Genomic DNA, 21,693 nt, shown 5'->3' on the forward strand with positions numbered 1-21,693 from the left:
GCCGTGGACAAAGTCCATCAAGTCCTACGGAACGGTCAGCTCGCCGGACGGCCAGAGTGGCACATAGAGCCGCGAGCACTCCCTAAACGCCCTCTCAGAGGGCGTTGCGCGAGTTGATGCCCCTTTCGTCCTTTGTCTTGGGGAAGGCGGGCCGGTCCGGCCTCGGGGATCAAGCGAACCATGGTTGGCGCTGAGATTGATCATGGCCCGGTAGTGAACGCAAGGGCGTTGATGCGGTTCGCGTATTCGCGGCGGGCCTTGCGCTGCGCCGGGATCGCCGAGGCGCCGTCGAGCGGCTGGCAGTGTCCAGCAGCTCGGTGATCGCCCGCCCCGCCTCCACCTGGGATAGGGTTTCGTCGCCCAATTCGCGCAACAGTTCCCATTGGACGCGCGCGGCGTCGTCCTCGGCCACGCGCAGCAGCAGCGCGTTCTTGTGCTCGGCGGGCAGGCCGCCGATCCAGGCGGCCAGGGCCCTCCGATCATGTTGTACGGATTGCGCCGGTGGGCTGGCCTCGGCGGCGGCCGCGAGGAGGTCGTCGTCCAGGCGCAGGAAGTCGACTAGGGCACGCTGGGCGGCACTGAGCGAGCCCAGTCCAGGCGGGACAGGTGGCTCCGGCTCGTCCTCTTCGGCGTAGTCGAAGGCTTCCTCGTCGCGCTCCCACATGCCGTAGGCCGACAGCCAGGCCAGGTAGAGGGGCCGCAGGTCGCCAGCGGCGAGCTCGGCGCGAACACAACGACCGCCGACAGAGACCGTTCGACGTCGTCCTCCCAGTACTCCTCTTCTTCCTCTTCTTCCTCGCTGGTGAAATTGAGACGGCCGACGACTGGCCTCGCAGACCGGTGCAATTCGCTCTCGCTATCGGCCCGCCGATGTGCCCGCAAGAGTTGCTCAATGGTCGCGACCTTTTGCCCAATGCCCGCCTTTTGTGGGCAGAGGCGAACGCATCATGTGAGGTCGATGGGGTGACGGTTATGCTCGCAGCAGCTTGTAGTTGGGCGGCACGCCGGGTGGCTGGTGGGCAATAACCGACGCCGTGAGGTACCTGTGGCCAGCGTTGAACTTTTTGGCCGCCGTGCTGAACTCGAAGAGCTGTCCGGCTTTCTCGACAGCGCTCGGCGGCATGGCGACGCGCAGCTGATGCGGGGCGAGCCCGGTGTGGGCAAGTCCGCTCTGTTGAGCGCCGCGGCCGAGCTCGCCATAACGGCAGATATGCGGGTGCTGCGGGCGTCCGGGTCAGAGTTCGAAGCGGACGTCAGCTACTCCTGCCTCAATCAGCTGCTTCTTCCAGTGAACGCGGACATCGAGCGGCTGCCATCAGCTCTGCGGGAGGCGCTGTCGGTGGCGCTCGGGTTCGGCGTCGGCGCGCCCACGGACGCGCTCCTGGTCTGCAACGCGGCCCTCCTACTGGTCAAGACGGTGGCCGCCGAGGTGCCGCTGGCCCTTCTGGTGGACGACTTCCAATGGATTGACCGGGCCAGCGCCGTGGTGCTGGGATTCGTCGCGCGCCGTCTGGAGGGCGTGCGAGCTGGTCTGCTGGTCTCCGCGCGGACCGGGTCGGTGAGCTTCCTGGACCCGCGGGGATTGGCGGAGATGGTGGTCCATCCGCTGGATCACGTGGGGGCTCGGCAGCTGGTCGATGCCAACCATCCGGAGATGCCCGCGCGAATCCGGCAACGGTTGCTCGATCTCGCACAGGGCAACCCGCTGGCGTTGACGGAGCTGCCGTCCACATTGCTCGGCTCGGCGCATCAGGCGATGGTGCAACCCGAGGTGGTGCCGCTCAGCGACCGGCTCCAGGCGATGTTTGCCGCGCGGATCGCTGATCTGCCGGAATCGACCCGCAGGATGCTCTTGCTGGCCACGTTCGAGGGCACCGGCGACGTTCGGCCGCTCAGGGCCGCCCTTGAGGACGGTCAGGGGCTGGCCGACCTCGCCCCGGCCGAGCGGGCGCAGCTGGTACGCGTGGACGATGCCACGGCGCGGATCGCCTTCCGCCACCCGCTGATCCGGTCGGCGATCGTGGCAGAGTCCACGCACGAGGAGCGCCGGAGCGCGCACATCGCACTCGCGGGCGCCCTGATCGATGATCAGGAACGCCGGGCATGGCACCTCGCCGCGGCCGCCGCCGGCCCGGACGAAGCGGTCGCGGCCCTGCTCGAGGATTCGGCGCATCGCGTCATGCTCCGCGGGGACGCATTCGCGGCGATCGCGGCGCTGATCCGCGCCGCCGAGCTGAGCGCGACAAGCGCCGATCGGGGCCGGCGGCTCTCCGAGGCCGCCTACATCGGCGCCGAGGCCAGCGGCGCTCTCGACGATGCGAAGACGCTCCTGTCCGATGCGCGTAGGGCGGCCCCGGATTCCGTCGGCTCGCTCCATGCGGCGAACGCGGCCGCCTTCCTGATGCTCAACGGGGACGGCGACGTAGCCACAGCCCACCGACTGCTGGCCGGCGCCATCGAGACCGCGGACCACGGCTACCACGCCGAGGATCCCGCGCTGATCGAGGCTATGCACACGTTGATGCTGCTCTGTTGGTACGGCAGCGCCCCGGAGTACTGGGAGCCCTTCGATCGAGCGCTGCGGAGGCTGGAGCCACGACCGCCAGACGTCCTGGCGCTGGCGAGCAAAACCTTTCCCGATCCGGTCCGCACGGCAGCGTCGGCGCTGGAGAGCAGCCAGGCCGTCCTCGCCACGCTCGCTGATGAAACCGACCCCACGCGGATCATGCGGATCGGCACGGCGTCGGTCTACCTGGACCGCCTGGGTGACTGCCGTGAGTCCTCGTGGCGGCTGGTCCAGCAGGGACGAGAGGGGGGAGCTCCGCGTCGGCACCTCGGCGCCCTGATGCACCTGTGCCTGGACGACTACCTCGTCGGCCGGTGGGAGGAGGGCGAGCGGCTCGCCCTCGAGGGACAGCGGGTCTGTGACACCAGCGGCTTCTCCTTCTTCAGGTGGTACTTCTTGTACAACAGGGCGATCCTCGCCGCCGGACGAGGGCGGTTCGACGAGGCGTACGCGCTAGCCGACGAGATCACCCACTGGGCGCTCCCACGCGGCGTGACGGCCGCGGCCCTGTTTGCCCAGCATCCGCGCGTCCTCTCGGCAATGGGCCAGGGAGACTTCGACGCCGCCTTCCACCACGCTGCGGCGATGAGCCCGCCGGGCGTCCTGGCCTCGCATGCGCCCCACTGCACGTGGGTCATGTTCGACCTGGTCGAGGCGGCGATGCGGACGGGGCGCACGGTCGAGGCCAGAGCGCACGTCGAGGCTATGCGGGCCGTCGACGTGGCCGGGCTGTCGCCCAGGATGGCACTGATTCAGGAGGCGGCAGAGTTCCTCGTGTTCGACGGTGATCCTGAAAAGGTGCAATCCCTGCTGTTGGATCCTGCGGTGGAACGCTGGCTGTGGGACGCGTCGAGAATCCGGCTCGTCCTCGGCGAGCGGCTGCGGCGTGCCAGATTGGCCGCGGAGGCCCGCCGCCACCTCCTCGCCGCGCGTGACGGTTTTGCTGCGATGGCTGCCGAGCCCTGGCTCGAGCGCACGCGGAGGGAGATCCGCGCTACCGGATTCCGGCAGGCCGACGGGTCGTCCAGCGGCCCCGCCGCTCTGACGGCGCAGGAGTTGCAGATCGCGCGGCTGGCGGCGAGCGGACTGACCAACAAGCAGATCGCGGAGCGGCTGTACCTGTCTCATCGCACGGTCGGCGCGCACCTGTACCGCATCTTCCCCAAGCTTGGCGTCACGACGCGGGCCGGGCTCAGGGATGCGCTGTCGGACCGGTAGCGGTTCTCGCCTGTGACTGCGCGCTGAGTTCGTCTGCTTGGGCCTCCTTGTCCTCCAGTAGCCGCTCCAGAAGGCGCCGGGTGGTGGGATCGTCGGCCCCGACCCAGCGCGCCGCCTCCTGCAGCGTCTGAACGAGGATCCGCACCCCGACCAGGTCCTGTGTCACGATGCCGGCGAGGTCTCCGTCCGGGAACGTCTGGAAGGTGAGGCGCGACCACGCGGGCAGGTGCTGCGGGTCGTACTCGGCGACGAAGCCGAGCTGCCCGATGCGTACAGCAAGCATCCGCGCGCCGGCGCGGTCGCGGTCGGCGCAAGCGTAGAGAAACTCGGCCACCGGCCGATATGACGGTGCACGGACCAGCAATGCATGTTGCTCGTACTGCAACGAGGACACGACCATGCTGGCCAGCAGGGCGTTCAGCAGGTGTGCGAGCGCGGTCAGCTCGGCGCGGTTCGACGGGGTGACCGGCCCGTCGTCCAGGTCGAACAGGGCTCGGTCCCGGACCTCGCGCATGCGCAGGACGACTGGCGGCTCTGGAGGACTCGTCACGTGACGATGGTCGAGCATGGGCCGGAGCCATGCATCTGTCAAATGACCTAACGCCCCCGACCAGGCCTGATGGGTGGGTCGCGGGGCCCGCCGTACATAAGCGGTTAGGTCATCGGCTGCGGCGGGCCATCCCCCGCAGAGTCGGATGACTGATGTGGTACGGCCGGGCCACGCCGACAGTGGGCTGCAACGAGTTCCACGAGTGAGGAGAACCTCATGACCATCGGCCACGGCTTCCACGCCACCATGACCGCGCAGGCCGGAAAGGGCGACGAGCTGGTCGAAGCCCTGCTCGACGCGCCGTCCCTGCCGAACGACGACTGCGTCGTCTTCCTGGTCGGCCGCTCGGCCGGCGACCCGGACACCGTCTATGTCACCGAGGGCTGGGTCAGCCAGGAGGCCCACGCCAGGTTCTTCGCGACCGAGCCGGCCAAGGCGATGGTCGCGGCGCTGCAGCCGCTGCTGGCTGGCGAGTCGCGGTACACCGACGAGGTGCCGGTCGGCGGTAAGGCCGCGCTGTGAGCCCGCACCGTTCCCAGCGAGGGGAGTCCACGATGGCACGACCCCACCTCGACCCTGAGCTGCAGGCGCTCCTCGCCGACTTGCCCCTCAGGTCCGAGCTCGACACCGAGATACTCGCCCAGCTGCGCCTGCTCCCGTCGACGGCGATCGACGCCCTCCTCGAAGGGCGTTGCGTCGCTCGCCGGGAGGTCACCGACCCCGTCCCGCTGTCGATCTTCAGCCCGGCCGGTCACCCGGCGGGGGCGCCGTGCGTGTTCTGGATCCACGGCGGCGGCATGGTCATGGGGGACAGATTCTCGCAGATCGGCATCGCCCTGGACTGGCTCGACCGGTTCGGCGCCGTCGTCGTCTCCGTGGAGTACCGGCTGGCGCCTGAGGCCACTGGTACGGCCCTGGTCGAGGACTGCTACCGGGGCCTGCTCTGGGTCGCCGAGCACGCCGCCGAGCTGGGGGTCGACCCGGATCGCATCATCGTCGCGGGGGCCAGCGCCGGTGGTGGCCTCGCCGCCGGGCTCACCCTGCTGGCTCGTGACCGCGGCGGCCCCTCGATCGCCGCGCAGGTACTGATCTGTCCGATGCTCGACCACCGCAACATCACCACCTCCAGCCACCAGTACTCCGGCGACCCCGGTGTCTGGACCCGCGAGATGAACGAGTTCGGCTGGCGCTCGGTGATCGGGAACGGGGAGGTTTCCGGTTACGTGTCACCCGCGATCGCCGACGACCTGTCCGGCTTGCCGACCACCTACATCGACGCCGGGACCGCCGAGGTGTTCCGCGATGAGGACGTCACCTACGCCACCCGGATCTGGGCCACCGGCGGCCAGGCCGAGCTGCATATCTGGGCGGGCGGCTTTCACGGCTTCGACGCGCTGTACCCGAAGGCGCGGATTTCGCTCGCGGCTCGCCGTACCAGAAACGACTGGCTGGCCCGGATCCTGGAGGACGTCGAATGAGCGAGCGTGCCGCGTTCCTGCACGAGTTCGTCCGCGCCCCCTTGACCGTCGGCGCCGTCGCGCCGAGCGGTGAGCCGCTGGCCGACCTTGTCACCGCGCCCGTCCCGCGGAACGGCGCCCCGCTGGTGGTCGAGCTCGGGCCTGGCACGGGGGCGTTCACGGCCGCTATCCAGCGGCGGCTGGACGGCCGCGGCCACCACCTGGCCGTCGAGGTCAACGAGCGGTTCGCGCAGCGTCTCGCCACTCGCTTCCCGCAGGTCGACGTCGCCGTGGCCGACGCCCGCGAGCTCCGCGAGGTGCTGGCGGCGCGCGGCCACCACCGGGCGGACGTGATCGTGAGCGGCCTGCCCTGGGCGGCGTTCGCCGCGAGTACACAGCGCGACCTCCTCGGCGCCGTCACTGACGTCCTCGCCCCGGACGGCGTGTTCACCACGTTCGCGTACACGTACACGCGGTGGGCGCCGTCGGCGCGACGGCTGCGGAAGTCCCTGGCCGGGCGGTTCGAGGAGGTCGTGGTCAGCCGGACGGTGTGGGCCAACCTGCCGCCCGCGTTCGCCTACATCTGCCGGAGACCCAGAGGTTGATCATGAAGGTGCGACATGGCAAGAACCGGCCGGCCGTACGCTCGACCGGCGAGGACCACCGGGCGACGCCCTTCGAGCTGTTCTTCGACCTCGTCTATGTCTTCGCGATCACCCAGATCACCGGGCACATGGCGCGCGAGCGCAGCGCCGGCGGCGTGCTCCAGGGGCTCTTGACGCTGGCCTTGCTGTGGGGTGCCTGGTCGGGCTACACCTGGCTGGGCAACCATTCACGGGCCGACGAGGGCCTGCTGCGGGCCAGGATGATCGTCGCGATGGCGGCGATGTTCGTGGTCGCCCTGACCATCCCGGAAGCCTGGGCCGACGGGCCGGGCGGCTTGAGCAGTCCCCTCGTGCTGGTGGTGGCCTACTTACTGGTGCGCTGGGTGCACCTCACGGTCTATGCCGTGGCCGCGGACGGTGATCCCGGCCTGCGGCGTCAGATCGCCATCACCTGGCTGCCCTTGCTGGCGAGCGCGGCGTTGCTCGTGTCCGGGGCCCTGCTCGGGAGCTGGGCACAGGTCCTGCTGTTCGGCGTCGCTCTGTTGGTGGACTGGGCCGGTATCTACTTCACCACCAGGCACGGCCACTGGCGGCTGCACAGCCCGGCGCACCTGACCGAGCGGCATGGCCTGTTCATGATCGTGGCCATCGGCGAGTCGGTCGTTGCCATCGGGGTCGGCGCCGCAGGCCAGCCGATCAGCGTGGCCCTGCTACTCGCGGCCATCCTGGGCATCGCCGTCGCGGTGTGCCTGTGGTGGCTGTACTTCGACGTGGTGTCGCGCGCTGCCGCGCACCGGCTCGGCAGCCTGCGTGGCGAAAGGCGGGTCAGCCTGGCGGTCGAGGCCTACACCTACGGGCACTTCCCGATCGTCGCCGGCATCATGCTCACCGCGCTGGGCATCGAGGGCGTGGTCGCGTACGTCGACGACGGCGAGCCGCTGGGAGTGTTCTCGGCGCTCGCGCTCTACGGCGGTGCCGCGCTCTACCTCGTCGGGCATCTGCTGTTCAGGTTCCGGATGCACCACACCTTCGGTCCCCCTCAGTTGGTGGCGGCCTGCGCCCTCCTGGCGGTCGCGCCGGTCGCCGCGCTGCTCCCGCCGCTTGCCGGGCTGGCCGGCGTGGTGGCTGTCCTGACTGCCCTGATCGTCGTCGAGACCCGGCGATACGCGGGGTTCCGGTGACGGTGTGGCAGGCAGGAATGGGCAAGGACGCGCGAGTTTTGGGGCTCGTTCTGCCCCTGGCCTGCCTGGTTGCGTGAATCCATGCTTGTCGAGAAAGGAAGAACGATGATGAACGAGCATCGCAGCGAGATATCGCTGCGGGTCAACGACGTGACGCATCGGTTGACCGTCGACAATCGCACGACGCTGCTGGACGCGTTGCGTGAAGACATCGGCTGCACCGGACCGAAGAAGGGCTGCGACCACGGGCAGTGTGGCGCCTGCACCGTGCTGATCGACGGCAGGCGCGTGGTGTCGTGCTTGACGCTGGCGGTCGCGGCCGAGGGCGCCGCCGTCACGACCGTCGAGGGCCTTGCCGTGGATGGCGAGCCGCTGCCGATGCAGGAGGCGTTCATCCGGCTCGACGGCTTCCAGTGCGGCTATTGCACCTCCGGGCAGCTCTGCTCGGCCGTCGGCATGCTGGCCGAGCATGCGGCGGGCTGGCCCAGCGCGGTCACCGCCGATGTGTCACCGGACTGCCCGGCGCCGGCGCTGGACGCGGCGGAGGTGCGCGAACGGATGAGCGGCAACCTGTGCCGCTGCGGCGCGTACCCGTCGATCGTGCGTGCCGTGCTCCAAGTGGTGGCGGAATGAAGGAGTTTGCCTATCAGCGTGTGGTGGACGTCCATGACGCGCTGATCGCAGCCGACGGCGGCGCCCGCTACCTGGGCGGCGGCACGAACCTCGTCGATCTTATGAAAGACGGGGTCGAGGCGCCCACCCGCCTGGTGGACGTGCGCTTCCTGCCGCTCGACGGCATCCGCGAGACAGCGGACGGCCGGCTGGTCATCGGTGCCACGACGACCAACAGCGACCTTGCCGCCCATCCCGACGTGCGGCGACGGTATCCGGCGCTGAGCCAGGCGGTGCTGGCGGGTGCGTCGGGCCAGCTACGCAATATGGCCACGGTGGGTGGCAACCTGCTGCAGCGGACCCGGTGCGGGTATTTCGCCACGCAGGTGTGCAACAAGCGGGTGCCAGGCACCGGGTGTCCGGCGATCGCCGGGGAGCACCACAACCACGCGATCCTCGGCTGGACCTCAAGCTGCGTGGCCACCCATCCTTCGGACATGGCGGTGGCGCTGCTGGCGTTCGACGCGGTCGTGCACTACGAGACGCTCGACGGCCCCGGGGAGATCCCGCTGGCGGGGTTCTACCTGCCCGTCGGGGACACGCCCCACGAGGAGTCGGCGCTGCCGCCGGGAGCGTTGATTACTGCGATCAGTCTCAGTGGGTCGTTTCCGCGGTCGCGCTACCGGAAGGTCCGCGAGCGTGCATCGTATGCCTTCGCCACCGTCTCCATCGCGGTGGGCATCGATGATGAGGGCTCGGTGCGGATCGCCCTCGGCGGGGTCGCCTCACAGCCTTGGCGAGCCCGGACCGCTGAGGCCGTTCTGCTGGACAATCCTGGCGATTTCCGGGCCGCCGCCGATGCCGAACTGTCCGCCGCCGAACCGCTGCCCAGCAACGGCTACAAGGTGACGCTGGCCCGCAATCTCATCGTCTCCGTCCTGAGCGAGGTGTGCGCATGAACGCCGTCGGAGTCGCCCGGCCGCGAATCGAGGGACCAGCCAAGGTCACCGGGGCCGCACGGTACGCGGCCGACGTGCCGATCGAGGGCCTGGCCTTCGGTGCGGCCGTCCTGTCGACCGTGTCCCGGGGACGCATCCGCGACATCGACATTTCGGCCGTCCAGGATATGCCCGGCGTGCTCGGCGTGCTCGACCACCGCAACGCGCCCCGCCTCAACCCGAAGGCGGGCGGCTTCTTCGGCCCGGACGGCCAGCTCCAGCTGTTGCAGGACGAGGTGATCCCCTTCGCCGGCAGGCCGGTCGCGCTGGTGGTGGCCGAGACGCTGGAGCAGGCCCAGGCGGCAGCGGAGGCGCTGCTGGTCACCTACGACGAGGAGCCGCACGACACGGAGTTCAGCGCCGATCATCCGGCGGGCCGTCCGGCGATCACCCTCTTCGACGGGCCCGTGGATGTCGGTGACGTGGAGGCCGAGCTGGCTGCGTCAGCGATGATCGTCGAGGAGCGGTATCGAACGCCTGAGGAGCATCACAGCGCCATGGAGCCGCATTCGGCGACCGCCTGGTGGGAGGGCGACCGGTTGGAGGCCATCGACTCCAACCAGGGGCCGTTCACCATCGCCGCCGCCCTGGCCACGCTGTTCTCCCTGCCGCTTGATCGGGTGCACATCCGTACCGAGCATGTTGGCGGCGGTTTCGGATCAAAGGGTCTATGCGGCCCGCAGCTGATCCTGGCAACGATGGGTGCTCTTCGATTCCAAAGGCCGGTGCGGGTCACCCTGACCCGCTCCCAGGTGTTCCTCTCGACCGCGATGCGGCCGGCGACCGACCAGCTGATCCGGATCGGCGCCGAGGCCGACGGCAAGCTGCGGGCGATCTGGCACGAGCCGGCCTTCGAGATCTCGCCGCTGGCGGAGTACATCGAGGGCTGCACCGAGCTGACCAAGACCCTCTACGCCGCCCCCGCCATCCGGACCGGACTCACCGCGGTCCCGCTGGACATCCTGCCGCCGTACTCGATGCGGGGACCCGGCGCCGCGCCCGGATCGTTCGCCCTCGAATGCGCTATGGACGAGCTGGCCGAGCGGCTGGGCATGGATCCGCTCGAACTGCGGCTGCGCAACGAGCCGTCGGTCGGGCCTGTTTCCGGCCTGCCGTTCAGCAGTCGCAACCTCGTCGCGTGCCTGCGGGAAGGCGCGCGACGGTTCGGCTGGAACACCCGTGATCATCGGCCGCGGCTGCGCCGGGAAGGACCGCTGCTGGTGGGCACCGGACTGGCCGCCACGTCGTTCAGCGTCGGGGCGTTCCCGTCGTCGGCGTCGATCAGCGCCGAGCCGGACGGGACCTTCACGGTGGCCATCGGCGCCACCGACCTCGGCACGGGCGCCCGCACCGCGCTGACCGCGGTCGCCGCCGACGCCCTGATGGTCGACACCGAGCGGATCCGGCTCCAGATCTCCGACAGCGCCCTCGGCCCGGCCTGGAGCGCGGGCGGATCCCGGGGCACCACCTCCTGGGTCTGGGCGATCATCGAGGCCGGGACGAAGATGCGCGAGCAGGGATGCAGCGGGACGGTCACGGTCGACACCACCCAACTGCTCGGCGACCTCGCGTCTATGGAGCGGCATGCCTTCAGCGCCGTCTTCGCCGAAGTGACCGTCGATCCGGCCACCGGCGAGGTCCGCGTGCGCCGGTTGCTCGGGATGTACGCCATCGGCCGCGTGGTCAACCCGCTCATGGCCCGCAGCCAGGTCATCGGCGGCCTGATCGGAGGGCTGTCCATGGCCCTGCACGAGGAAGGCATCCGCGATCGGGTCTCGGGCCGGCACGTCAACGCGGACTTCGCTGGTTACCACATTGCCGCGCACGCCGACGTGCCCGATATCGAGGCCGACTTCGTGTCCGACTACGAGCCCGGCATCCCCATGGGCGTCAAGGGTGCCGGTGAGATCGGCAATGTCGGTACGGCTGCCGCGATCGCAAACGCCGTTTGGCACGCCACCGGGACTCGCCAACGATCCCTGCCGATCCGCCTCGACCGCGTACTGGAGGAGTAAGCCCTGTCAGCGCGTTGATCCCGTGGCGGAAGCGCGCAGACGCGAGGCGTCCTGACGGGGAGGGGCGCCGAACTGGCGGCGGTACTCGCGGCTGAACTGCGAGGGGCTGTCGTAGCCCACGCGGCGGCTGACGGTCGCGATGTCGCTGGGGGCTGCAGCGAGTTGGAGTCGAGCCTGCTGGAGCCGGATCTGCTTCTGGAATTGGATCGGGCTCATCCCGGTGACCGCCTGGAAGTTGCGGTAGAAGGTCGAGACGCTCATCCCCGCCAGCTTGGCCACATCCTCGACGCGGAACGGCTGGGCGTAGTGATCGCGGATCCACTGCACGGCGAGGGCGATGTGGCTGAGGCTGCTGTCGGGGAGGCCGAACTGGCGCACAATTGCGCCCTGATCGCTGGTAATCAAGCGCCAGACGATCTCCCGCTTGATGAGCGGCGCGAGGACGGTGATGTCCTCGGGCCGGTCGAGCAGGCGCAGCAGGCGGATGACGGCGTCGAGAAGCTCGGCGGAGGCGGTGCTGACGGCCAGTCCAGGCGGTGCGCCCTCGCCGAGCTCCGGCAGATCGCCCGGCGCCGCCTGCAGCAGCACTTCGGCAACGGTTGCCTGGCACAGGGTCAGCCCGACTCCGAGCCCCGGCAGGTCCGGGCTGGCCTTGGCGAAGTGGGCGGTCACCGGCAGGTCGACCGAGGCGATGAGAAACTGCCCCTCCCGGTACTCGTACATCTGCTCGCCCAGCGCGAAACGTTTCGTGCCCTGGGCCACGATGGCCAGCACCTTGCCGTAGGTCGTCGGCATCGGTGGTTGAGGCTGCTCGGCCTTGAAGATCAGGACGTCCTCGATCGAGGTGCTGAGATCGGGGCGAGCATGGCGGTTCAGGAGGTCGCGTAGCTCATCTAGGACCATGATCCCAATCCAAACACTGGCGAGGCGCAGCAACAACAGACAGCCCTGCCCGGTCGTCGAATATCGGCAAGGTTGGCGGCGCTTTCACCTGCACAGTTGAACCTACAGCTCTCTGACTCCTCGGGCGTGGTCACCGATGGTGAGCGTGAGCGTGCTGCAGGTTCGAAGACAATCACGTACGACGAGTGATCACGAGCAGATCCGTTCGGTAGAAGGGATGTGAGCGGCAGCCGCGGTGAAAGTAGGCGGCATCGGTCGAAGGCGGCTTGAGCAAGGCTTGGACGGGGCTGCAACCAGGCCGGGCGTGTCCCGCTCGAAAGCCCGGCAGCCGGTACCGGGTACGTCCGGGACGGCCGCACCTCCGGCTGGCCATCGCCGCCCTCACCGAGGATCCGGGCGAGCTCGACGAGCCGGCGGACGTGATCGCCCTGGCCGTCAAGCGCCCCGGCGCCGACCAGCAGCCGACAGTGACCGGCGCTGACCGGCGCTGCCAGCGGTCTTGCGCTTTCCGGGGTTCTGTGATGTCGTGCCGCGTCGGGGACCCAGCGAAGAGCCAGCCCGTTCGCGTCCGTCCCGTCCTTCGCGTCGCGTGGCCCTGGGAGGCTCTGCCGTGCCGTTCATCGTCGATCTGACCGCCGGGACCGTCGAGCGGGAGGACCGCTCCGCCGAGAAGGGGCACTTCGGCGGGTCCGTCCTCGGGCTGCGGCTGATGGCCGAGCGCACGCCCCCAGGGCTGGACCCGTACGACCCGCGGGCGCTGCTGTACGTGGCGGCCGGGACGCTCGGCGGGGCTGCCGCGCCGGGGCTGGCCAAGGCGGTGTTCCTGGCCAAGTCGCCGCTGTCGGGGGTGGCCGGGGAGGCGCACGCGCTCGGCCCGTTCGCGGCGGGGATCCGCGGCGCGGGCGCCACGGCGCTGGCCGTCGTCGGACGGGCCGAACGGCTCTCCTACCTGCTGGTCCAGGACGGCCAGGTCTCCGCGCACGAGGCCGAGGAGCTGCGCGGCCTCGGCGTCGCCGCCACGACCGACGCGCTGCGGGCCCGCCACGGCCACGGCGCGCACGTCGCGGCGATCGGTCCCGCCGGGGAGAACCTGGTCCGGTACGCGAGCGTGGTGACCGACTACGCGTACCCCGCCGCGCGGTACGGGCTCGGCGCCGTCTTCGGCGCGAAGAACCTCAAGGCGATCGTGTGCGTGGGCGACGCCCCGGCGGCGGTCGCCGACCCGGCCGTGCTCGCCGAGCTGGCCGCGGGCTACCGCGACTCGATGGCCACGAACCCGCTCGCGGCGCTCCAGGCCGGTGAGCCCGGTTTCGCCGGGTGGGTGGGCGAGCCGCTCGACCCCGGCTACGCGTCCGTGCGCAACTTCTCCGTGCCCGGCGCGACCGGCCTGCGGGTCCCCGGCCCGCGCGACTACGACGGGCGCGCGATGGCGACGTCGGGGGGCTGCCCCGGATGCCCGAACGACTGCCTCAAGGTGTACGCGCCGCCGGCGGCGTCCGAGCGCAGGACGGGCGGGCTCGGGCAGGAGGCGTTCCTGTCACTGGGCTGGAATCTCGGGATCGACGACCTCGACGCCGTGCTCGGCGCGAACGCGCTCTGCCACGACCTCGGCCTCGACCCGGTCTCCCTCGGCGGGACGCTCGCCTTCGCGATGGAGTGCGCCGAACGCGGCCTGCTGCCCGGAGGTCCCGCCTTCGGCGACGCCGCGTCGCTGCCCGGCCTGATCCGGGACGTCGCGGCACGGGGCGGCGCCCTCGGCGACCTGCTCGCCGAAGGGGCGGCGCGAGCCGCCCGGCGGCTCGGCCCGGAGGCGGCGGCGTACGCGATGACCGTCAAGGGCGTGGAGCTGCCGTGCTTCGACCCGCGGATCCAGCCGGGGCTCGGGCTCGGGTACGCGATCGCGCCTGGCGGCCCGCGCTACGACGCCCTGGAGCACGACCTCGACTTCGACCCCGAGCTCGGGCTGGCGTACAGCTTCCCCGAGGCGGAGCGGATCGCGGTCGAGCCCGCCCCGGTCGCCGCGCTCGACGCGGAGCGGGGCCGCCGCACCGCCCGCCTGCTGCGGCTGTGGAGCGGCCTCGACGCGCTGAACCTGTGCGTCTTCGCGTCCTCGCCGACCAGGCCGCTGACCATCCCCCGCCTGACCGCGCTGGTCACCGCCGTCTCCGGGGAGGACTTCACCCTCCGGGACCTGCTGGACGCCGGGCAGCGGCGGCTCGACGAGATGCGCGCCTACGCCGCGCGCGAGGGCGGCGGCCCCGACGAGCTGCCCGCCCGCCTGCACGACGAGCCCATCACGGCGGGACGCCACGCGGGCGCGGTGCTGGACCGCGCCGCGTTCGAGCAGGCCCGCGACGCCTTCCACGCCGAACTGGGCTGGCCCCCCGCGCACCACTGAGCGGGGACATCCCTCATCGCCTGCCCGAAGCGCGGCTGGTCTACGTCCGCGGCGTGGGGCACAACGCCTACCAGGACGACCCGCAGGTGATGGCCGCCATCGCCGCGTTCCTCAATGATCGCCCTCTGCCTCTTCCCCGCTACGACGCCGACACCCCACCCGCCGGTTACCAGGGGCCGCCCTGAGCGGTGACCCCATGGCCACGGTGCGCTCCCGTGACGGGACGGTCGCATTCCGGTTACGGACCGTGGTCGAACCCCGTTCACCTGGGTACGGTTCGTGCCATGGCTAAGGACGACGAGCCGGAGCAGGTCAAGTGCGGCGCATGCTTCGGCGAGGGCGGAAACTGGGAAGAGCTCAACGGCGAGCAGAATCAGGAGCGGCTCTGGAACACGTGCCGCTCGTGCGCCGGGAGCGGCTTTGTCGACGCCTGACCCGATCACCTGCCCCGAGTGCGGTGGCACGATGGTCGAGTGGGTGGCCGGGATGGCGCTGGCCTGCGAGTTCTGCAACGGCAGGGGCCACGACGGCCGTCCGCAGTGGACACCGGAGAACCCGCCGCCGCGCCCGCCCGTGTGGGCCGACCCGCGGTGGAACGACCCGCAGTACGCCCGGCTCAACCTGTGCCGCTACTGCCTGGGGGCCCGCGAGGTGACGCACCTGAACGAGGTCACCCGGACGATGGTGATGGTGTCCTGCCCCGGATGTGCCGGCCGCCCGTCGGAGTAGCCGGCCCGGCACAGCGGCCGGGGCGTCGGCGCCGTGGCCTACAGGTCGTTGTCCACCCCGGTCTTCTCGCAGGCCGGAGCGGCCCGCGTCAGCCGTCCCCCAGCCGGTAGGCGCGCCGGGCCGTCCCGGCGAAGACGTCCGCACGCTCGCCCGCCGACAGGCCCGCGCACAGCTCGTCCGCGGCGGCGGCCACCTGCCCGTACTCGGCCGCGAGCAGGCAGACGGGCCAGTCCGAGCCGAACATCACCCGCTCGGGCCCGAACGCGTCCAGCACGGTCTCGGCGTACGGCCGCAGCTCGGCCACCTGCCAGGACGCCCAGTCAGCCTCGGTGACCATCCCGGACAGCTTGCAGTACACGTTGGGGTGCCCGGCCAGTTCCCGGATCCGGCTCGCCCAGGGTTCGAGCTCCCCCGAGGCGATCGGCGGCTTGGACAGGTGGTCGAGGACGAACGTCAGCTCGGGCATGGCGGCGACCGTGTCGATGGCGGCGGGCAGCTGGTACGGGAGCGTGAGCAGGTCGTAGGCCAGACCCGCGGCGGCGACCGCGCCGAGCCCGCGGCGGACGTCGGGGCGGGTGAGCCAGCCGGGGTCAGGCTCGGACTGCACGCCGTGACGGACCCCCACCAGCCCGCCCGGCAGCCCGGCCAGCACGTCGGCGGCGTCGGGCGCGGTGAGGTCGATCCAGCCCACGACGCCCGCCACCAGCTCGGACTTCGCGGCCAGGGCCAGGAACTCAGCCGTCTCCGCCAGGTCGGGCAGCACCTGCACCAGCACGGTCGCGCTCACCCCTGCCGCGGCCGCGTGCTCGGTGAGGTCGTCGAGGGTGTAGGTCCGGCGGATGGGCGCCACCGGCTCGGGGTCGAGCCATTCGTGCGCCCGGGCGGCGAGGTCCCAGACGTGGTGGTGCGCGTCGATGCGGCTCATTCCAGCTCACTCCAGTCGGTACGGGTCATTTCTGATCGCTCCGGTCGATGCGCCCCATTCTTCCCACCTCCGGCCGCCGCGGATCCATTGCCCGCCTCCGGTTGCCGTGGCTCACTCCGGCCGCCCGGTCGCTGCGGGTCACTGCGGCCGCCTCCGGTCGCTGCGGGTCGCCACCTCCCGCTCCCGTCAGCACGGGTCGTTCCCGCTGCTTCGTGTTCGGCCAGCGTGCGGTCGGAGCTGCCCGCCACCACCGTCCCGCGGCTGGTGGATGTCCAGCGGTGCTACCCGGGCCGAGAACGGCGGTGCCCGCTGGTGCTCGTCATGGCTCTTCCAGCGCGTAGGCGACCGCCTCGGGCAGCCCGAGCCGCGTACCGTCCCGGAAGGCCGCCCTGTACGCCTGGGCCCCCAGTGCGCGACGTGCCCGCTCGGCGCACTCCTGGTGCGATCTCGCCTGGAACCGCAGCCGCATCGGAGAGGCGGCGACCGCCTCCCACAGGAGGTGGGCGGCGCCCAGCAGCCGGGCGGCCCGCTCGTACCGGCCGCGCGCCCCAGCCGTCCACGCCAGCGCCTCCAGGCACTGGGGCAGGCCCCACCGGTCGTCCGCGACGCTCCAGAACGCGGCCACCTCCCGCATCCTGGCCTCGGTCTGCTGCCAGTCGCCCTGCTCCCAACAGGCCATGCCGACCGCGTACAGCGCGTACGCACGGAAGAGCGTCGCGTTGCGCTCCTCGCACAACCTCACGAGTTCCTCACCGTAGGCGGCGGCCCGGTCCGGGCTCGTCGTGGCGGCGAAGAGCGCGGCGAAGTACAGGGTGATCCCCACGGCGTGGACGTCGCCTCTCGCCCGGTGCCGGGTGCGGGCCTCCTCCAGGAGCGCGATCCCGCCCCGGGTGTCGCCCTCGGACAACGCCGCGACGCCGGAGAGCTGGACGGCGAACGCGAGCGCCGCCTCGTCCCTCAGCTGCCGCGCGAGCGCCAAGCACTCCCTCGTGTCGGCCGCTGCCGCCGGATCACCCTGGTAGTGGGCGAGCAGCCCGTCGGCCCAAAGGCCCATCACCCTGGTGACGCTCGATCCGGGTACGAGCGCGAGGCCGCGTTTCAGCCAGTACCGGCCTTCGCTGAGAGCACCGGCGACGAGCCAGTTGCCCCACAGCGCAGCGGCGATCTCCAACCCGGCGGGAGCGTCGACGGGCCTGCCGAAACAGAGGTCGAGGGCGACGCGCACATTGGGAAGCTCCGGCTTCAGCGTCCGGATGCGATCGATCTGGTCCGGCTCCATCCGGTCCGCGCGCAGTCGCCCGGCCAGTCGGCGATAGTGGTCGATGTAGCGCTCGCGCAGCGCCTCCGCGTCCGCGGCGGGCAGCTGTTCGCCTCCGTACGCGCGGATGGTCTCCAGCATGCGGTGGCGGACACCGGTGCCGTGCTGCTCCGCTCCGCCCAGGATGGACTTGTCCACGAGCCCGATCATCAGATCCAGCACGTCCTCGCGTGCCAGCCCCTGCCCGGGGCAGACGGCTTCGGCGGTCTCCAGATCCACACCCCCCGGGAACATCGACAGTCGCTCCCACAACCGTCGCTCTCCGGACGAGCACAGCCCGAAGCTCCAGTCCATCGTCGCCCGCAGAGTCTGATGGCGTGCCAGCGTGCCGGGGCCGCCTTCGGCCGGTACTTCCAGACGCTCGTCGAGCTCGTCCGCGAGGTCTTCCACCGATGCCGTACGCAGCCGTACCGCCGCCAGCTCGATGGCCAGCGGAATCCCGTCCAGGTGCCGGGTCAGCCGGGCGACCGCCTGGGCGTTGGCCGCGTTGACGAGGAAGCCCGGCCGGGTCGTCGCCGCCCGCTCCGCGAAGAGGCGCACGGCGTCACGCCGTGCGATGTCGCGGGTACTCTCACCGGGCTGCGGGATCGGCAGTGACGGTACGGGCAGCACCTGCTCGCCGTACACCCCGAGCGACTGGCGGCTGGTGGCCAAGATCTGCAGCCGCGAGGTGCCGCGCAGGAGCCGGTGCACCAGTCGGGCGCACGCGCCGAGCAGATGCTCGCAGTTGTCCAGCACCAGCAGCAGTTGTTTGTCCGCCAGATGCTCTATCAGCAGGGCCACGAGGTCCGGTGTGGTGTCGCGGACTCCCAGTGCGGCGGCCACGGCCGGGGCCAGCAGGTCCTCGTCGTCGATGGTGGCCAGCTCCACCAGCCGAACCCCGTCCCGGTACCTCTGCGGCACGACGCGACTGACCCGTCGCGCCAGCCGAGTCTTGCCCACCCCGCCCGCGCCGGTCAGAGTCAGCAGGCGGGTCTTGGCCAGGATCCGCCTGACTTGGGAGATCTCGTGCCGTCGTCCGACGAAACCGTCGGCGTCGGCCTGCTGCCGGTCCGCCGCTGACCGTTCAGCGCCTGGGACGTTCCAGATCGTGTCTTTCACCGGCATGCTCACTCGCCGCCTGGAGGCTCCTCGCCAGTGAGGCGGGCCTGCTCTGCGATCCAGCCGACGACCTGGGTTCTGGAGGTGAAGCCGAGTTTGCTCAGGATGTGCTCGGCGTGGCCTTCGACGGTGCGCTGAGCGATCACCAGCGCCGCCGCGATCTCCTTGTTCCGCATTCCCCGGGCGATGAGCTGGGCGATCTCCATCTCCCGTGGGGTGAGCGGCGAGTACTGACCCTGCTCACCGGATCGGCTGCAAGGTGGCGCTTCCTCCATGAGGGCGTAAGCGAGCATCTGGTCATGGGAGCGTCTGGCGCCTTGCTTGACGGCCGTCTGGAAGGCCTGTTCGCGAAGGGCGCGACGCGTACGGAGCTCGCATTCGTCGTGGTAAGGGATGAGGTGGCCGAACCCTAGGAGTGGCGCGCCGATCGCGTCCCAGATGGTGCGCAGGATGCCCAGCAGCTCGCCGGCCCGCGCGTACTCCCCTTGTGAGCCGGCGATCCAGGCCAGCACCTCGATGGCGAGCCCGACCCCGACCGCGTCGTCCAGCGCGTGGAAGACGCGCAGGCTCTCCTGCGCCAAGGCGGTCGCGCGCCGCGTCTCGCCTTGGCGCCAGAGCTCGATGCCGAGCGCCGTCATCGAGTACGCCCTGTGCCAGCTCTCGCCGTGAGCGTCGCAGATGGCGATGCTCTCCTCGGCCGCGGCGACGGCGCGCTCCGAGCCGCCGAGGAGCGAATGCGCGAGGGAGAGCCAGGTCAGCGCCTGGACTTCGCCCTCGGGGTCTCCGCCGGCGCGATGGTGGGTCACCGCCTCCTCGAAGAGGCTGATAGCCGATGCGGTGTCTCCGTCATGCATGGCGACCATTCCGGAGTAGAGCGCGACGTAGCCGAGCACCGGTTCCAGCCCGAGTTGCTCGCCGAGCGCTCTGCTCTTGGCCAGCAACCCGATGGCCGAGGCCTGATCGCCCTGGATGATGGCGAGCCAGCCGCATGCGCAGAACGCCCGCGCCCTGACCTCGGACCGGCCGGCAGTGTCGGCGAGTCCCTGTTCGAGCCAGTCGCGTCCCTCGCCCAGGTGGCTGCTGGTGATCCAGTGGTCGAGCAGGTCGCTCGCCATGTCGATGCAGAGCCCGGCGTGCTCGGCGTGGCAGTATTCCAGGGCGGTGCGCAGGTTGGGATGCTCGGCGCGCAGCCGGGTCAGCAGCTTGGCCTGCGCCGGGCCGAACAGCTGCGCCCGCGCCTCGCGCGAGAGCTGCTGGTAGTAGTCGCGATACCGGCGTTTCAGCTCCCGCTCCCGCCCGGAGGCGACGAGGCGCTCACGCCCGTACTGCCGGATCGTGTCCAGCAGCCGGTATCGCACTCCGTACGGATGGTCCTCCCGGATCAGGACGGACTTCTCCACCAGGCCGATCACCAGATCGATGATCTCGTCACGGGCGATGCCTTCCCCGGCGCAGACCGCTTCGGCCGCCTCCAGATCCAAGCTGCCGGTGAACACCGAGAGGCTCCCCCACAGCAGGCGCTCTTGCTCGGTGCAGAGCCCGTAACTCCAGTCGATCAGGGCGCGGAGCGTCCGGTGGCGGGGCGCGGTGGCGTGCGATCCCGCGCTGAGCAGCCCGAAGAGATCGTCCAGCCGGTCGAGCAGCTGGCGGATCGAGAGCACGCGCAGTCGCACGACGGCGAGCTCGATGCCGAGCGGCAGACCGTCCAGGCGGCGGCAGATCTGCTCGATGGTGTCCTGGTTCTCACTCGTGACCGCGAAGTCGGGCAGCACGGCCGTGGCCCGCTCGGCGAACAGCCGTACCGCGTCGGACATGGGGGACGGCGTGTCGAGCTGGGATTCGCTGCTTGGCAGCGGCAACGTCGGCACGGGGAACGCCTGCTCGCAGGCGACTCCCAGTGGCTGTCGGCTGGTGGCCAGGATGCGCAGTTCCGGGGCGGAGCGCAGCAACGTCTGGGCCATCATGGCGGACTCGTCCAGGACGTGCTCGCAGTTGTCCAGGACGACCAGCGCCCGCTGCTCACGCAGGTGCTCGGTGAGCACCTCGATCGGCGGCTGGGCGGAGTGACTCTGGATCTTCAGCGCGGCGACCATGGCCTGAGGCAGCAATGCCGGGTTGTCCAGTTCGGCGAGTTCGACCAGCCGGACCCCACCGGGGAAGGCCCGTCGCACGTCGGTGGCGACGCGCAGGGCCAGCCGGGTCTTGCCCACGCCGCCGGGCCCGGTGAGGGTCACCATCCGGGCGTCGGCCAGCAGGCGCTTGACTGCCGCTACTTCGTGCCGACGCCCGATGAAACTGGTTACCTCAGCGGGCAGCCCGCTGGCGTACGTCTGCGCCGAGGTGCGCAATGTGGCAGTGGTCATCGATGCCTCGCATCGGCTTGAGCGTGTGGGTCATCCCACGCCGACAAGAGCCGATATAACCAAAATATGCCCCGGACGGGCGCTGACCACCCGGACAATATGCCTGGTCACCGCACATGTCGGGCGGTATACCAGATTATCGGCGACCTATGGTGAACACCGGACTCGCAGATGGGACAGATTTTGTCGAGAGCCGCCCGGCGACGATCACGATCAATGATCATGCGCATGGCGTGCCGGACCGGTCGCCGACTGTGGGGCGATCGGGGAGCGCTTGACGTCGTGGGCATACCGCCATCAGGGTGCCGAGCGCGAGAGCGGCATCGTCCACTTCGAGAGCAAGGCCGCGATCGAGCGGCACATCCTGGCCCTCGGCGTGCCCACGACCATCCGCGTGATCCCGTACGCCCCACCCATCTCCCCCGCACCAGCCGCCGATCACGTCCCGGCGCGAACGCACGTTTTGTGATGATCGAGCCCGGGGCCCGGATCGGCGGTCCGCTCGGCGGTCTCGGGCGTTCGCAGGCCCTCTGACCTGGGGCATCGCGTTTCTTTCAGGAGAAGTGGCAGGTAGCCTGTCGCCTGCGGCTTCATTAGCTGAGCCGGTGGGTGCTTCATGGCCCCAGCCGCACAGCCCCCCTCCCCCGCATGATCGTCCGGCTCGTCGGCGATCGGAAGTTCGCGGTACGGAATCGGTGTGCGAGGTGGGTCCTGCACGGCTGCCACCGGGATGAGCATGCCGCCGGCAACCCCC

19 protein-coding genes are annotated in these 21,693 nt (G+C 70.6%); 13 read left to right on the forward strand and 6 right to left on the reverse strand.

The window, feature by feature from the left end:
* Positions 1-169 precede the first annotated feature (169 nt).
* A complete protein-coding gene (locus ABZ297_RS25680; protein WP_355350814.1) occupies positions 170-664 on the reverse strand; it encodes a hypothetical protein in 495 nt (164 codons plus the stop codon).
* 381 nt (positions 665-1,045) lie between these two features.
* Between ABZ297_RS25680 and ABZ297_RS25685 the strand changes: the two genes are divergently transcribed.
* Positions 1,046-3,784 (forward strand): AAA family ATPase, encoded by a 2,739-nt coding sequence (locus ABZ297_RS25685; RefSeq protein WP_355350816.1) that lies wholly within the window; start codon positions 1,046-1,048, stop codon positions 3,782-3,784.
* Here ABZ297_RS25685 and ABZ297_RS25690 read toward each other — a convergent pair.
* A complete protein-coding gene (locus tag ABZ297_RS25690) occupies positions 3,759-4,298 on the reverse strand; it encodes a ferritin-like domain-containing protein (protein WP_355350818.1) in 540 nt (179 codons plus the stop codon). The genes ABZ297_RS25685 and ABZ297_RS25690 overlap by 26 nt on opposite strands.
* 252 nt (positions 4,299-4,550) lie before the next feature.
* Between ABZ297_RS25690 and ABZ297_RS25695 the strand changes: the two genes are divergently transcribed.
* The 7 genes from ABZ297_RS25695 (at position 4,551) to ABZ297_RS25725 (ending at position 11,202) form a co-directional block, all read left to right on the forward strand.
* On the forward strand, positions 4,551-4,856 hold the full coding sequence (locus tag ABZ297_RS25695; RefSeq protein ID WP_355350820.1) for an antibiotic biosynthesis monooxygenase: 306 nt from the start codon (positions 4,551-4,553) through the stop codon (positions 4,854-4,856).
* 32 nt (positions 4,857-4,888) lie between these two features.
* Positions 4,889-5,812, forward strand: coding sequence for an alpha/beta hydrolase (locus ABZ297_RS25700; protein WP_355350822.1), 924 nt, complete (start codon positions 4,889-4,891; stop codon positions 5,810-5,812).
* Positions 5,809-6,396: a methyltransferase domain-containing protein gene (locus ABZ297_RS25705; protein ID WP_355350824.1), complete on the forward strand. Its 588-nt coding sequence runs from the start codon at positions 5,809-5,811 to the stop codon at positions 6,394-6,396. The genes ABZ297_RS25700 and ABZ297_RS25705 overlap by 4 nt, the downstream gene beginning before the upstream one ends.
* Before the next feature lie 2 nt (positions 6,397-6,398).
* Positions 6,399-7,577 carry a low temperature requirement protein A gene (locus ABZ297_RS25710; protein ID WP_355350826.1) on the forward strand — a complete coding sequence of 393 codons (1,179 nt, stop codon included), beginning with the start codon at positions 6,399-6,401 and terminating at the stop codon, positions 7,575-7,577.
* A gap of 108 nt (positions 7,578-7,685) precedes the next feature.
* Complete coding sequence (locus ABZ297_RS25715) at positions 7,686-8,210, forward strand: 2Fe-2S iron-sulfur cluster-binding protein (RefSeq protein WP_355350894.1); 525 nt, start codon at positions 7,686-7,688, stop codon at positions 8,208-8,210.
* Positions 8,207-9,148: a xanthine dehydrogenase family protein subunit M gene (locus tag ABZ297_RS25720; protein ID WP_355350828.1), complete on the forward strand. Its 942-nt coding sequence runs from the start codon at positions 8,207-8,209 to the stop codon at positions 9,146-9,148. The genes ABZ297_RS25715 and ABZ297_RS25720 overlap by 4 nt, the downstream gene beginning before the upstream one ends.
* Complete coding sequence (locus ABZ297_RS25725; RefSeq protein ID WP_355350830.1) at positions 9,145-11,202, forward strand: xanthine dehydrogenase family protein molybdopterin-binding subunit; 2,058 nt, start codon at positions 9,145-9,147, stop codon at positions 11,200-11,202. Before ABZ297_RS25720 ends, ABZ297_RS25725 begins: the two co-directional genes overlap by 4 nt.
* Before the next feature lie 6 nt (positions 11,203-11,208).
* Here the strand turns inward: ABZ297_RS25725 and ABZ297_RS25730 are convergent, their stop codons facing one another.
* Positions 11,209-12,105, reverse strand: a complete 897-nt coding sequence (locus ABZ297_RS25730; RefSeq protein WP_355350832.1) for an AraC family transcriptional regulator — start codon at positions 12,103-12,105, stop codon at positions 11,209-11,211.
* Positions 12,106-12,715: 610 nt separating this feature from the next.
* Between ABZ297_RS25730 and ABZ297_RS25735 the strand changes: the two genes are divergently transcribed.
* From ABZ297_RS25735 to ABZ297_RS25750, 4 genes are all read left to right on the forward strand, one after another.
* Positions 12,716-14,503: an aldehyde ferredoxin oxidoreductase C-terminal domain-containing protein gene (locus tag ABZ297_RS25735; RefSeq protein WP_355350834.1), complete on the forward strand. Its 1,788-nt coding sequence runs from the start codon at positions 12,716-12,718 to the stop codon at positions 14,501-14,503.
* Between the two features lie 53 nt (positions 14,504-14,556).
* Positions 14,557-14,688 (forward strand): hypothetical protein, encoded by a 132-nt coding sequence (locus ABZ297_RS25740; RefSeq protein ID WP_355350836.1) that lies wholly within the window; start codon positions 14,557-14,559, stop codon positions 14,686-14,688.
* A gap of 99 nt (positions 14,689-14,787) precedes the next feature.
* A complete protein-coding gene (locus ABZ297_RS25745) occupies positions 14,788-14,937 on the forward strand; it encodes a hypothetical protein (RefSeq protein WP_355350838.1) in 150 nt (49 codons plus the stop codon).
* The gene (locus tag ABZ297_RS25750) at positions 14,924-15,232 is read left to right on the forward strand and encodes a hypothetical protein (protein WP_355350840.1); all 309 of its coding nucleotides are present in this window, start codon (positions 14,924-14,926) and stop codon (positions 15,230-15,232) included. Before ABZ297_RS25745 ends, ABZ297_RS25750 begins: the two co-directional genes overlap by 14 nt.
* 88 nt (positions 15,233-15,320) lie before the next feature.
* Here ABZ297_RS25750 and ABZ297_RS25755 read toward each other — a convergent pair whose 3' ends face one another.
* The 3 genes from ABZ297_RS25755 to ABZ297_RS25765 form a co-directional block, all read right to left on the reverse strand.
* Positions 15,321-16,157, reverse strand: coding sequence for an amidohydrolase family protein (locus tag ABZ297_RS25755; protein WP_355350842.1), 837 nt, complete (start codon positions 16,155-16,157; stop codon positions 15,321-15,323).
* A gap of 319 nt (positions 16,158-16,476) precedes the next feature.
* Positions 16,477-18,576: an AAA family ATPase gene (locus ABZ297_RS25760; protein WP_355350844.1), complete on the reverse strand. Its 2,100-nt coding sequence runs from the start codon at positions 18,574-18,576 to the stop codon at positions 16,477-16,479.
* Between the two features lie 8 nt (positions 18,577-18,584).
* Entirely contained in the window at positions 18,585-20,939 is a 2,355-nt protein-coding gene (locus tag ABZ297_RS25765; RefSeq protein ID WP_355350846.1) for a LuxR C-terminal-related transcriptional regulator, read from the reverse strand.
* Positions 20,940-21,213: 274 nt separating this feature from the next.
* On the opposite strand from ABZ297_RS25765, the gene ABZ297_RS25770 reads away from it, so the two are divergent.
* A complete protein-coding gene (locus ABZ297_RS25770) occupies positions 21,214-21,408 on the forward strand; it encodes a hypothetical protein (RefSeq protein WP_355350848.1) in 195 nt (64 codons plus the stop codon).
* Positions 21,409-21,693 lie beyond the last annotated feature (285 nt).

This window comes from Nonomuraea sp. NPDC005983 (assembly GCF_040614375.1).
GTDB lineage: Bacteria > Actinomycetota > Actinomycetes > Streptosporangiales > Streptosporangiaceae > Nonomuraea.

Coding starts and splice junctions, on each gene's coding strand:
- ABZ297_RS25680 (WP_355350814.1), bottom strand. CDS start 664: ATGTGGGAGCGCGACGAGGAAGCCTTCGACTACGCCGAAGAGGACGAG.
- ABZ297_RS25690 (WP_355350818.1), bottom strand. CDS start 4,298: ATGCGCGAGGTCCGGGACCGAGCCCTGTTCGACCTGGACGACGGGCCG.
- ABZ297_RS25695 (WP_355350820.1), top strand. CDS start 4,551: ATGACCATCGGCCACGGCTTCCACGCCACCATGACCGCGCAGGCCGGA.
- ABZ297_RS25700 (WP_355350822.1), top strand. CDS start 4,889: ATGGCACGACCCCACCTCGACCCTGAGCTGCAGGCGCTCCTCGCCGAC.
- ABZ297_RS25705 (WP_355350824.1), top strand. CDS start 5,809: ATGAGCGAGCGTGCCGCGTTCCTGCACGAGTTCGTCCGCGCCCCCTTG.
- ABZ297_RS25710 (WP_355350826.1), top strand. CDS start 6,399: ATGAAGGTGCGACATGGCAAGAACCGGCCGGCCGTACGCTCGACCGGC.
- ABZ297_RS25715 (WP_355350894.1), top strand. CDS start 7,686: ATGAACGAGCATCGCAGCGAGATATCGCTGCGGGTCAACGACGTGACG.
- ABZ297_RS25720 (WP_355350828.1), top strand. CDS start 8,207: ATGAAGGAGTTTGCCTATCAGCGTGTGGTGGACGTCCATGACGCGCTG.
- ABZ297_RS25725 (WP_355350830.1), top strand. CDS start 9,145: ATGAACGCCGTCGGAGTCGCCCGGCCGCGAATCGAGGGACCAGCCAAG.
- ABZ297_RS25730 (WP_355350832.1), bottom strand. CDS start 12,105: ATGGTCCTAGATGAGCTACGCGACCTCCTGAACCGCCATGCTCGCCCC.
- ABZ297_RS25745 (WP_355350838.1), top strand. CDS start 14,788: ATGGCTAAGGACGACGAGCCGGAGCAGGTCAAGTGCGGCGCATGCTTC.
- ABZ297_RS25755 (WP_355350842.1), bottom strand. CDS start 16,157: ATGAGCCGCATCGACGCGCACCACCACGTCTGGGACCTCGCCGCCCGG.
- ABZ297_RS25765 (WP_355350846.1), bottom strand. CDS start 20,939: ATGACCACTGCCACATTGCGCACCTCGGCGCAGACGTACGCCAGCGGG.